Source organism: Lacibacter sp. MH-610 (assembly GCF_045780045.1).
Classification (GTDB): domain Bacteria; phylum Bacteroidota; class Bacteroidia; order Chitinophagales; family Chitinophagaceae; genus Lacibacter.
Genome location: NZ_CP116002.1, coordinates 3,874,730 through 3,887,188 on the forward strand (window position 1 = coordinate 3,874,730; position 12,459 = coordinate 3,887,188).

Sequence of the window (12,459 nt, forward strand, 5' to 3'; positions counted from 1 at the left end):
ATAATTTAGGCTGTGAATCTTCCCCTTTTACTTATTAATGCAGCAGTTTTAAATTATCATTTATCAATTAATAAATTATCAATTCAATAAAAATGATTTTTGTCACCGGCGGTGCAGGTCTGGTAGGTGCTGCACTATTGAAACAATTATTGCGGCACAACAAAGGCCCGATTAAGGCATTGTACAGAAATCAACTGCCGGTTCTGCTTTCTAAAGAGGAACTTGAAAAAATTCAATGGGTGAAAGGGGATGTACTGGACACATCTGTATTGTATGAAGAGCTGAAAGGATGTAAACAGGTTTATCATTGTGCAGCAGTTGTTTCCTATCATCAAAAAAGAAGAGAGCAGATGTACCGTATTAATATTGATGGTACCGCCAATATGGTAAATGCTTCTTTGGAAAATGGTATTGAAAAATTTCTGCAGGTAAGCTCAGTAGCGGCTATAGGGAGAATAAGAAAAGGAGAATGGGTGAACGAGGAAACCAAATGGACAGAAGAAACCAATAACTCTCATTACGGCAAAACAAAATATTTATCTGAACTGGAAGTATGGCGTGGCATTGGCGAAGGTTTGAATGCAGTAATGGTGAATCCTTCAATCATCTTAGGTGAATCCACTTGGGAAGCAGGCTCCACTGCTTTGTTTAAAAATGCATGGAATGAATTTCCCTGGTACACCAATGGAAGTACCGGTTATGTAGATGCACAGGATGTAGCCAAAGCGATGGTTGGACTTATGGAAAGTAATATCAAGGGGGAACGGTTTATTCTTAGTCATGAACATTTTACCTATCGTGAACTACTCACTAAAATTGCGAATGCATTTGGAAAACAGCCACCCAAACGGGAAGCCAAACCATGGATGGGTGCATTGGTGTGGCGGCTGGAACATTTGAAATCGCTTGTTACCGGTAAAGAACCCTTGCTTACCAAAGAAACAACCAAAACAGCACAGTCGGCTACGTTCTTTTCCAATGAAAAAATAAAAAAAGCATTGCCCGGTTTCGAGTTCACACCCATTGATGCAACCATTGAACGTACCTGCTCATGGCTGAAAGAATTCTATAATCTGAAGTAATGAAGTTTTACCAATCGCCGCTGGTTATTTGCTCTGTCTGTTTGATAGCAATGGGGACTTATTTTACATTTGAAACAATTCTTAATCCTCAAAGCTGGGGTCTATTAATAGGCATCCCGGCATTAATTGTGGGTGGTATAGGCATAATACTGCATTTTATAATTAACAGGTTTATAAGGTCGAAACTGAAACATAAAATCATGGTGGAGATTCTAGTCATTATTGCAACGATTATGTTTTTTGCTTTTTATTTATGATAGGATCTTAATTGGGCTATTATTTTATTTCGGCCTCAAAATTGTTATTTTTAATCCGTCATCAAACAATTCGTATGAAAACAATCCTCTCCATTATCCTTTGCCTGGCATCTGTGTTTACATCTGCACAATCTTCTTTTTATATCAAAGGAAAAGTACTGGACGATAGTACGGGCACGCCGCTGGATGGCGCTTCTGTGCTTTGTCAAAATACCACCAAAGGAACGGTTACAGATAAAGAAGGTTCGTTCAGAATGGAACTTCCTGCAGGAGGTCATATCCTTGTGGTAACCTATACCGGTTTTGAAACAGAAAGCATCCGCATCAGCTCTTCGCAGGATAATGGCGAACTCATCGTAAAACTCAAAAAGAAAGAAAAGAAACTGGAAGAAGTAGTGATCCAGGCCAGTACCGAAGTAAAAGACGGATGGAACAAATACGGTCAACAATTCCGTGATTATTTTCTCGGCACCACTCCCAATGCCAAACAATGCACCATTACCAACCCTGATTCCTTACACTTTTATTTTTCCAAAAAGAGGAACCGCTTAAAAGTAAAAGCAGATGAACCGCTTGTGATTTTGAATTATGCATTGGGCTATAAAATACAATACCTCCTGGATTCATTTGTATATGACTATACTACCAAGTTCAGCACGTACACCGGCGTAGCTTTTTATTCAGAATTAGATTCTACTGAAACGCAAAAAAAAATCTGGAATAAAAACAGGCAACAGGCGTATTATGGCTCCCGTTTGCATTTTATGCGTTGTTATTTTGACAGTACACTGGAAGAAAACAGTTTTGTACTGGAGCAGATTGTTACCGACAGCACCACAGGTAAAATCAGTTTTGCTGCACTTGAAAAACCATACGACAGTACGATTTACACCATTGTCGACAGCGTTGACAGAGAGGTGGCACTGTTTGGTAAATACCGCCTTACGTACAAACAAGGTTCCATGGAAAAAGAATATCTCATTGCCAATAAATATTCACTCAACTCCAAATACCAGGTTTCTACACTGGAATTGCTTAACGGCTTTGTAATTTCTGAAAACGGGTTTTTCTATGAGCAAACAGAAGTGATCAACAGTGGTTATTGGGCCTGGAAAATTTTAGGCGATTTATTGCCTTATGATTACTGGCCGGAGGAAAAGGTTGAATAGTTTAACAGGTTCAATAGTTCAAGGATTACATACATCACAATACATCGGATCTTCTGTTGTTTTACCGTAGGGAAAATCTTTTCGTTCTTCAAAATGACAATGACTGCATTGATACAAATGCGCCAATGTGCTGCGGGTGGGCGTACCACAAAAGCTGCAGGGCAATCCGCTGATGAAATCAGTTACATCATAACCGGGAGCATGGCACTGCGGACATGCTGAAAATATTTTTGTGATCAGTTTTTTGGCAGCAGCTTCTATTACCAGTAAACGGGAGGGATTGTACATTGCCCGCATATCCGTTTCTGCATACACATGCCAGTAGGAGTTCAAAAACAGTCCTGCTTCTTTTTCCAATACTTCCCACTCCGTTATTCCTTTAATAACAGGTGACAGACTGTTTTTGTCTTTGCGGAGAATAAGTCCATGCGAAGGGAACTGCACTTTTTCAGCAAATACTTTTAACTCATTGTACGAATGACAAGTTTGGCCGTCAAAATTGGTAGATGTGCTCAGCTCCTTAGCTGTAATTTCAAAACCGTTTTTGGCATCCATCAACACTACCAGTTCTTCATCACTGCTTACAAAACCAAGGAAGGGATGCGGACCAAAACTTCCTTCATTGGCAATTGCAAGGTCTCCACCTGTTTGTACCATTGCCTGCCGGCATTTTTCACGTGCCGCATCAACAGGTGATAAAGTGCGTTCTATTTCACCGGTAAAAGTTCCGAGTAAATCTGTATTTAATGAAGAAGGCAGCACAATCTCTACACCCAATGCTTCCATGAGCAATGGAGCCAGCACCTGTTCTTTACCATGCATGGTGGCAATCACCAGCTTGCGGTTTTCAAACAACGATTTTATATGTAAAGGAAAGTTCACAATCATTCATCTTTCAATGATTGTTACTTGTTTTTCATCAGTTTTTCCCACATTTCAGGAATGCGTTTGATCCAAACAAGCTCACGTCTTTTATAAGAAGCATCTTCTGCAGGGTAACCAAAATAGGTTTTACCACCTTGTAATGACGAGGGTACACCGCTTTGCGCCAGCACCACTGCATTTTCGCCAATGGTTAATGTTTTACTTACACCTACTTGTCCCCATAACACAACACCCTCTTTAATATCAACTGCACCGGCCACTCCCACCTGTGCTGCAAACAAACAATTTTTTCCAATCACACTATCATGCCCGATATGTACCTGGTTGTCAAACTTAGTACCACGGCCAATCACTGTATCATGGCTCACTCCCCTGTCAATAGTACAGCCGGCACCTATTTCCACATCATCTTCAATTACTACACGTCCGCAACTCTGCATTTTTTTATACCAGACTTCACGGTTCTTTTTGGTGTTGTAATAAAACGCATCGCTGCCGATAACCGTTCCTGCCTGTATAATTACATTATTGCCGATGACGGTATAATCGCCGATGGTTACATTGGGATGAATGATGCAGTTATCACCAATCACTACTTCATGCCCGATGAAAGCACCCGGCATAACAACCGTACCAACGCCGATGGCAGCAGTATCGCTGATCATTTTTGTAGCTGCTACAAAGGGCCGGAAATGATTTACAATTTTGAGATACGCTTCAAAAGGTTCGGCAACTACCAGTAATGCTTTACCTGCAGGAACATCTGTTTCTTTATTGATGATGATAAAGCTGGCAGCTGATTGAATGCATTTATCGTAGTACTTGGGATGGTCAACAAATACCAGGTCGCCGGGTTCTACTTTATGAATTTCATTAATACCTGTAGCGGAGGCATCTTTAGTACCGATAACAGTTGCATCAATTAATTCGGCAATCCATTGAATGGATACAGGAGCAGGAAACTTCATGTTTTAAAAATTTTTCTTGTCATGGGAACACCCACGTGTTCAAACGGCGTTTCAGTAAAGTATTCCGTTTTTTTCAAAGGTAGTATGCTTTACAGTAGCAGCCGCAATTTCATGGAAACCATATTTTGTTTCTGCAGAACAATAAAAAATAATCAGACAGCCGGCAACATTAAAACATCACATTTTCATTGGAGAAAATCACTTTTATAATTGTACAGATGGAATAAAGTTGGCACGATCAAACAACACAATTGCATGAATAAAAATCAGTAACATCAAACCCGTCAATCAAAAAAATGAATGCAAAAGTTGATTTTTGTAAAGTGGGAAGTGGTGTAAATGCATACAGCCTTTTCCACAACCACCAAAAAAATGTGAATAAAATAGGTGAAAAAATTTTTCTTGTGGAAAAATTTATTTTAATATTGTGGAGGGAAATTTATTTCCCGGTACTTACTAACCCATCCATCATAAAAGTCCCGTTTTCCAGCGGGATTTTTTTATTGCCGATTGCTTTGATAAAACATACTTACATTTAAACAAGATAGCAACGAACAAAAGAATAATGTATGATTAAATCCATGACAGGTTATGGACGTGCCGAAGAGGCAGCAGGTAACAAAACCTTTTTAATTGAAATCAAATCCCTCAATGGAAAACAGTTTGATTTGAATTTAAAACTTACTCCATTATTACGTCCCTCAGAATTTGCAATACGCAGTTTACTTTCTGAACAGTTATTAAGAGGTACCATTGAATGCACTGTTTCTTTAAAAGAAAACGGCGGCAGCGGCGCAGTTACTATTAACAAACAAATGGCCAAAGCCTACTTTCAACCATTAAAAGAAGTGGCTGATGATTTGAACCTGCAGTTAAGCGAATACATACTGGGTGCACTTTTACGACTACCGGATGTGGTGACTCCCAACTCTGATTCCCTCAATGAACAGGAGTTGAAACAGTTTATGCAGATTCTGCAAAATGCCATCAATGAACTTAATAAACATCGCATCCTTGAAGGCGATGCCCTGGAAAAAGATTTGATTGAACGTATTAATAATATCCTTGCCTACCAGGAAAAAATAAGCGAACTGGAACCCCTGCGTCAGCACCGCATGAAAGATGAACTGCGTCGCAAACTGGAAGAACAGGTAGGTAAAGAAAATTATGACAGCAACCGGCTGGAACAGGAAATGATTTATTACATCGAAAAGATTGATATCAGTGAAGAACAGGTACGCCTCCGCAATCACTGTGATTATTTCCTCAACATTTTAAAAGAAGCTGAAGAATCAAAGGGTAAAAAACTCAGCTTTGTGCTGCAGGAAATCGGCAGGGAAATCAATACTACCGGTGCCAAAGCTTATGATGCATCCATTCAAAAGCTGGTAGTGCTTATGAAAGATGAGCTGGAAAAAGCAAAAGAACAGGTGCTGAATGTTTTATAAGGAGTTTTGTAAAACATCTGCTGCTATTCCTCTTCGCTTTACATTTGCAAATAAAATCATTGAAAAAACCGTTACATAACGTGTACGCTTCTTTAAAACAAGTTTTGCTTTGCTGCAGCATCGCAGTTTTTTTTGCTTCCTGCATGCAGCTGGATCATTTTGAACAAACTTTAGAAATCAAAAAGCATGAGTGGAGCGCCGCAGCTCCGGCTGAAGTTTCATTCAACATTACAGATACCATCAGCCCTTATAATATATTTGTTGTGCTCCGGCATACAGATGCTTATGCTTATAAAAATATCTGGCTTACTATTTCCACCCGCCGGCCCGGTGACAGTACGTATCAAAAAGACCGGTTTGAATTTACACTCCAGCAACCTGATGGCACCTGGTTGGGTACCGGCCTGAACGATGTATGGGAAGTACGCACTCCGCTCTTTTCCAACGTACGATTTACCCGGCAGGGAACCTATTATATACGTCTGCAGCAAGCCATGCGGGATGAACCGTTACTCCACATTATGAATGCAGGTATAAGAATTGAAAAAGTAAAACGTTGATGGGCTATACCAATAAAGTTTTCAGGTTTGGGAATTTTTCATTCTGGTTCTGGATATTACTGGTATATGTAATAGCAGCGTTAGTTTGGTGGTTTATTTCACTGGAGCGGCAGAACCAGGAAATGACTAGCCTGAAACTTTCTGAATTAAAAAAAGATCATCCCCAATATACTTTACAGTACAGTAATATTATGGAACTCCGGAAACGGGGTACCGCTAAATACATAGCAGAAGGCATTACTTTTTTAGCACTCATATTGGTAGGCGCTTTTTTTGTATATCGCTCCATCCGTAAGCAGATGGAGTATAACAGCCTGCAGCAGAATTTCATGATGGCTATTACGCATGAATTAAAAACGCCTATCGCCACTACAAGGTTAAGCCTGGAAACTGTGCTGCGACGAAAACTGGATGAAGTACAGCAGCAAAAATTATTGTTAAGTGCTTTATCAGAAACCAACCGGCTCAATATTCTTACCAATAATATTCTGCTGGCCTCCCAAATGGAAGAAAAAAATTTTCAACGGGATAATGAAGATGTGAACCTGGCTGATATTGTTGAAACTGTAGTAAGCGATTATAAAAACCGTTTTCCGCAACGTACGATTGAAGCCAGTGCTGATAAAGATGTGTTTTTGCAGGGCGATGAATTGTTGCTGCAGATAGCCCTTAGTAATTTAATTGACAATGCGCTCAAATACGCCCCTAAGGAAAGTCCTGTATATGTTGATCTGATGGATGAGAATGATATGATCCAGGTAAAAGTAAGTGATGAAGGGCCCGGCGTTCCGGATGAAGAAAAGAAACGAATTTTTGAAAAGTTCTACCGCAGCGGTAATGAAAGTACCCGTAAAGCAAAAGGAACCGGGCTGGGTTTATATCTTACCAGAAAAATTATCAGGGATCATAATGGTGACATTTTTGTGATGGACAATACTCCCCATGGAAGTATTTTTGTAATTCAATTTTAGTTGAACCGCAAAAATTCAGTATCACTTTTTTAAAATTTCATGAGTACAAAAGCCTCCATATTACTGGTAGAAGATGAAGAGCATTTGCAGGATGCACTTAAACTCAATTTAGAGCTGGAAGGTTATGAAGTTACTACAGCGGGCGACGGCAGCGCTGCTTTAAAAGCTGTAGAGAACGAATACTTTGACTTGATTATTATGGATGTGATGATGCCTGAAATGGATGGCATCAGTGCTACTGAAAGCATCCGCATCCGCAAAAATGATGTACCTATCCTGATGCTCAGTGCAAAAAATACCAGCAACGATCGTGTACTTGGCTTAAAGAAAGGAGCTGATGATTATCTTACCAAACCCTTTAACCTGGAAGAACTGTTGCTGCGGGTAGAAAAGCTGATTGAAAAGAATAAGAAGATCCAGGATAAAGACACCGTTGGTGAAACCTACTCCTTCGGGAAAAATAAAATTGACTTTAAAGCACAGGAAGCATTGAACTTCAAAGGCGAAACGATTCAACTGAGCAAAAAAGAAAGTATGCTGCTGCACCTGTTGGTTGAAAATAAAAACGAAGTAGTAACCCGTGAAAAAATCCTGCAGGTAGTATGGGGTTATAATGTTTATCCCACCACAAGAACCATTGATAATTTTATACTCAACTTCCGTAAGTATTTTGAGGAAGACAGCCGTAACCCCCGCTATTTTCACAGTGCCAGGGGTGTAGGTTATAAGTTTACAGAAGAATAAATACCGGGTATACTGCTGTTGTAATTTAGTTCCAACCTTGTACTGCAGGGTTGCATATTCCGTTTATTTTACTATTTTCACCCCACTAAAACAAACTCATAAACCTCTGATCTGTAAACCCTGCACCATCAAAATCACCTTTTAATTATGTCGCAAGTAGAAGCTTATAAACCAAGTTGGAAAAATCTCAGTAAGTACGGAGTTTATATCCATTATTTTGTTGAATACCTGAAACATGGTGATTTAAAATCACTCGGTGCTTCTTTAAAATATGTGCTTACCCATAAATTACCGCAGCAGGATTATACTACCAGCAGTGGTATGGGAAAATTTCTCATCCGTAAGAACACCACTGATTTTCAGTTTATCAATTATGCCTATGAAAAAAGCATCAAAGATTACCTGCGGAACAATCTGAATAATTTTGATGTGTTTATTGACCTGGGAGCCTGCATTGGTGAATATTCCATCTGGCTGGCAAAAGAAGGCAAACAATGTATAGCCGTTGAACCGGTAAATTATAAGGGTCTTATCAATAATATTCAGCTCAACGGGCTGCAGGATCGCATCCGGGTTTTTCCCTGTGGTGTGGGCGATAAAAAAGAAAAAGTGTTTTTTAATATCCCTGACGGAGTTACCAGTTCCAGCTTTATGGATAAAGAAAGTACCAATGAACCCAATGGTGAAATTGATACACTTGATAACATTATGGCGGCTGCGGGCATTGCAAAAGATGCACGCATTATTATGAAGCTGGATGTAGAAGGCATGGAACCGGAAGCCATCCGTGGCGGAGCCAATTTTATTAACTCCTGCTCTAACCTCCGTGTTATTTATGAGCACTTTCCGGAAGATGATTACCGGAATGATAAATGTCTGCTGGCAGTTTGCAGTTTTACTTTCAATAACCTGGATGAAGTAAACCGGGTAGCTACAAAAGTATAAACATCATTGATCAGCTTTTTGCTGCAGCAGCGTTTGCTGTAATTGATTGATCAATGCTTTTCATAATGAATTCAGCATCTCTCAGTAATTCATCTTTAGAAATATTTAATTCCAGCGGACTGAACATTACTTCTTCACAACGGTTCACCATAGAGTTCCAGGTTGCAGCTTCCTGCACTAATTGTTTTTCCTGCAACAATTGTCGTAAAGCTGTACTGCTTACAGACTGATGCTGCAGTTGAAACCGGTCAATAAAAAACTCCTGCATACCATTAATCAATAGGGAATAAAATTGTTTGTGATGCGATGAATCACGGGCATATAATGCAGGCGCCAGGAATGTTTCAGCGGGTTCCTTTAGCACAGGTTCTATGGCAGGTTCTGCTACGGAAGCAGATGGCTTTTTAAATCGTTTGATTGCCAAAACAATTAAAAGAATTGCTGATAAAATACCGCCCACCAAAAACCATTTCCATTTAGCTAAAAAGGAAACATTCTCTTTTGTTTCAGTTGCAGGCAATTTCTTTTTGCGGAGCGAAGCAGGTTGAACGGTAAATGAAACAGGATCACTCTGAACCGTTTTGTAGGTTTTAGATGCCACATCAAAAAAACTAAATACAACCGGTGGCAGCTCAAATGCACCTGCCGGGGCTGAAAAAGGAATTTCAAAATCCTTAAACCCACTTATCGGCGAAAGCAGCTTGGAAATTTCTTCTTTTATTTTTGGTTCAAACACTTCTGCTTTGTCCGGCCAGTTAACTACCGGTGCATTGATCATGGGAATATTACCAGTTCCTGTTATTTTAATTTGCAACACACCGCTTTCATCTGCCTTGAATTTATTTTTAATAAGTTTCGAAGAAATAGCAAAAGAGCCAACCGCACCGTTAAAGCTCTCCGGTTTACCGGCAGGTAACTCCGCAACGGTTACCTGCAAAGGAGGTGTTACCGTAACCAGTTCTTCTTCTACAATGGTCTCATCATTGAGCTGCTGATTTTTTTCTTTGTTAGTGAGTGCATCCATCCAGTCTTTACCGGTTTTAGAAGAAGTTCGAATAAGCCGCACTTTGTTAGTGATTTCAACCGGCTCAATATTCAATACACCGCTTTGCAGCGGAAACAATTGCACTTTACGGATGAGGTAGCAGTTATAAATTTTTCCGTCTATTACTTCCTTTGTAAAAATGCCTGCTTCCGGCTCTTCCAGGTCAATCACAGAAAAGCCATTAAATGAAGGACGTTTCAAAATCTTTGATTCGCTGTCGAGCCTTGTGTATAGTTTAAAGGTTGCCAGCAGGGCCTCTCCTACATAACAGGATTTCTTATCAATGAATGCCTTTACAAATAAATTCTTCCTGATTTTTTCCTTTGCATCTTCCCCCGGCAGCAGGTAGTAATCGGGTTTTTCTTCCTCTTTACTTGCTGTTACATCCCTGTTCACAGTAACTGCATCTGTTACCTGTATCGTAACTACCTGGGAAAAAACAACTTTTCCTTTTGCCTTAATAGCGGCTTCGCCGATAGAAAGTTTACCCTTGATTTTCGGTTTCAGGATATACGTGTAGCTTACATATTCAGTAAGTGAACCGTTCACCCAGGTCCAGCCATTTGTTTCAAAAGCATTGGAAACCTGCTCAAAATTTTTGAACGCCGGTGGTATAAATTCATCGGCTTTAGAAACACCTTCTGCTACAAACTGCAAATGTAATGTTTCATTGGGATGAATAACGGTTTTGCTGGGTACCGCCACCAATTTCACCTGTGCAGCAATGTGCTCCACAATCAATAAGGCAACCAAAAAAATATAGAAACGTTTCCTGAGCATGAAGGGCAAAAGTATAACAAGCAATGCTAAAGAAATCTCAAACGCCAATAAGGCTCTGTTAAATGAATGATGTAAAAAAATTACAAATCACCTAATTGCGGCCGTATGATGATATCCTCCACACAGGCAGCCGGTGATAGCTGTGCAGCAGCATAGATCATTTTGGCAATATCCTGAGCTTCCATAATACGCTGGTTGGTGTTGTCAAAATCACCCCAGCTATCTGTTAATACAGCACCGGGAAAAACAGAGGTTACTTTTATTTGATATGGTTTCATTTCCTCCCGCAGATTTTTGCTGAAACCATAAAGAGCATATTTGCTGATGCTGTAAGAACCGCCATTGGCGTAGGCCTGCAGCGAGGCAATAGAACACATATTGAATATATGACCGCTCTTTTGCTTCATCATTGCGGGCAACACCGTTCTTGTAAGATGATAGGCGCTGTAGAGGTTTACTGCCATCATTTCCTGCAACAAACCATCCGCTTCGTTATATACACTGCCCGGTTCGAAATTTCCTGCATTGTTCACCAATACATCTACCGGAACACCATTGTCCAGTATCCATTCACCAAACTGTATGGCATCTTCTTTTTTAGAAAGATCCCTTGCCTTGCCTTTGATTCTGCTGTTTGGGTATTTGGTAATGAGTTCTTCAATTGTTTTGTACAGACCATATTCATTCCGGCTGCATAAAAACAGATGATGACCATTAGCTGCAAACAGTTCAGCAATGGCTTTACCGATTCCACGTGATGCCCCCGTAATAACTATGTTCATGCGTTTAGATTTTAGATTGTAGATTGCAGGATTCTTTACAAATCTAAATTCGTAAATCCGAAATTGGAAATGAAATATCAGCACCTCTTCTTCGACCTCGATCATACTTTGTGGGATTTTGATGCCAATGCCATGGAAACACTTGCTGATGTGTATCAGCATCTCAACCTGCAGGCGGCCGGCGTACACGACTTTGATCTCTTTTGCAAACAATACCTCCACCACAATGCTATCTTGTGGGACCGCTATCATCATGGTTTTATTACAAGCGACGATTTAAAGTGGAAACGTATGTGGCGCACCTTGCTCGATTTTAAGATAGGCAGTGAGGAACTGGCCAAGAATATGAGTGCGATATTCCTGGAAATTCTACCTACCAAACAAACCCTGTTTCCTTATACGCATGAAATACTGCAACATCTGAAAGAAAAAGGATATATACTGCACTTAATTACCAACGGTTTTGAAAAAACACAATGGCGGAAATTAGACAACAGCAATCTCGGTCAATACTTTAACGAAGTTATTACCAGTGAAGCCAGTAACAGTGTAAAACCGAACAAAGAAATTTTTGATTATGCCTTAAAGGTAACCGGTGCTGTACTAAAGGAAAGTATAATGATTGGTGATAACCTGGATGCAGATATCGCCGGCGCTATCAATGCAGGAATGGATTCAATTTTTGTAAACCATATTAAAGCCGAATTAAACGGAGTAGAACCAACGTATGTGATTTATCACTTGAAGGAACTGGAAGAGATTTTATGATGTGAATAGGCAAAAGTGAATAGTGAATGGGTGACCGACTTTTGGGAAAGTTTAT

General features: G+C 39.9%; 12 protein-coding genes. 8 read left to right on the forward strand and 4 right to left on the reverse strand.

Going from position 1 to position 12,459, the window contains the following annotated elements; translation table 11 throughout:
- The first annotated feature begins 92 nt into the window (after positions 1-92).
- Together PDL71_RS17640 and PDL71_RS17645 are read left to right on the forward strand one after the other, a co-directional pair.
- A complete protein-coding gene (locus tag PDL71_RS17640) occupies positions 93-1,082 on the forward strand; it encodes an NAD-dependent epimerase/dehydratase family protein (RefSeq protein ID WP_407523653.1) in 990 nt (329 codons plus the stop codon).
- 331 nt (positions 1,083-1,413) lie between these two features.
- Positions 1,414-2,508, forward strand: coding sequence for a carboxypeptidase-like regulatory domain-containing protein (locus tag PDL71_RS17645; protein WP_407523655.1), 1,095 nt, complete (start codon positions 1,414-1,416; stop codon positions 2,506-2,508).
- An 18-nt stretch (positions 2,509-2,526) separates the two neighbouring features.
- On the opposite strand, the gene PDL71_RS17650 is transcribed toward PDL71_RS17645, so the two are convergent.
- Positions 2,527-3,390: a DUF6671 family protein gene (locus PDL71_RS17650; protein WP_407523657.1), complete on the reverse strand. Its 864-nt coding sequence runs from the start codon at positions 3,388-3,390 to the stop codon at positions 2,527-2,529.
- Positions 3,391-3,413: 23 nt separating this feature from the next.
- Positions 3,414-4,361, reverse strand: a complete 948-nt coding sequence (locus tag PDL71_RS17655; protein WP_407523659.1) for a UDP-3-O-(3-hydroxymyristoyl)glucosamine N-acyltransferase — start codon at positions 4,359-4,361, stop codon at positions 3,414-3,416.
- 569 nt (positions 4,362-4,930) lie between these two features.
- Between PDL71_RS17655 and PDL71_RS17660 the strand changes: the two genes are divergently transcribed.
- The 5 genes from PDL71_RS17660 to PDL71_RS17680 all read left to right on the forward strand — a co-directional run bounded on the left by PDL71_RS17660 (position 4,931) and on the right by PDL71_RS17680 (position 9,029).
- Positions 4,931-5,809, forward strand: coding sequence for a YicC/YloC family endoribonuclease (locus PDL71_RS17660; RefSeq protein WP_407523661.1), 879 nt, complete (start codon positions 4,931-4,933; stop codon positions 5,807-5,809).
- 59 nt (positions 5,810-5,868) lie between these two features.
- Positions 5,869-6,369 (forward strand): gliding motility lipoprotein GldH, encoded by a 501-nt coding sequence (locus PDL71_RS17665; RefSeq protein ID WP_407523663.1) that lies wholly within the window; start codon positions 5,869-5,871, stop codon positions 6,367-6,369.
- Positions 6,369-7,340: a sensor histidine kinase gene (locus PDL71_RS17670; RefSeq protein ID WP_407523665.1), complete on the forward strand. Its 972-nt coding sequence runs from the start codon at positions 6,369-6,371 to the stop codon at positions 7,338-7,340. Before PDL71_RS17665 ends, PDL71_RS17670 begins: the two co-directional genes overlap by 1 nt.
- A 39-nt stretch (positions 7,341-7,379) precedes the next feature.
- Positions 7,380-8,084, forward strand: a complete 705-nt coding sequence (locus PDL71_RS17675) for a response regulator transcription factor (RefSeq protein WP_407523667.1) — start codon at positions 7,380-7,382, stop codon at positions 8,082-8,084.
- A 147-nt stretch (positions 8,085-8,231) separates the two neighbouring features.
- Entirely contained in the window at positions 8,232-9,029 is a 798-nt protein-coding gene (locus PDL71_RS17680) for an FkbM family methyltransferase (RefSeq protein WP_407523669.1), read from the forward strand.
- A 10-nt stretch (positions 9,030-9,039) separates the two neighbouring features.
- On the opposite strand, the gene PDL71_RS17685 is transcribed toward PDL71_RS17680, so the two are convergent.
- Together PDL71_RS17685 and PDL71_RS17690 are read right to left on the reverse strand one after the other, a co-directional pair.
- Entirely contained in the window at positions 9,040-10,854 is a 1,815-nt protein-coding gene (locus PDL71_RS17685) for a BatD family protein (protein WP_407523671.1), read from the reverse strand.
- Between the two features lie 80 nt (positions 10,855-10,934).
- Positions 10,935-11,636: an SDR family oxidoreductase gene (locus tag PDL71_RS17690; RefSeq protein WP_407523673.1), complete on the reverse strand. Its 702-nt coding sequence runs from the start codon at positions 11,634-11,636 to the stop codon at positions 10,935-10,937.
- Positions 11,637-11,705: 69 nt separating this feature from the next.
- Here PDL71_RS17690 and PDL71_RS17695 point away from each other — a divergent pair, with 69 nt between their 5' ends.
- Complete coding sequence (locus PDL71_RS17695; RefSeq protein ID WP_407523675.1) at positions 11,706-12,404, forward strand: YjjG family noncanonical pyrimidine nucleotidase; 699 nt, start codon at positions 11,706-11,708, stop codon at positions 12,402-12,404.
- Positions 12,405-12,459: the final 55 nt, after the last annotated feature.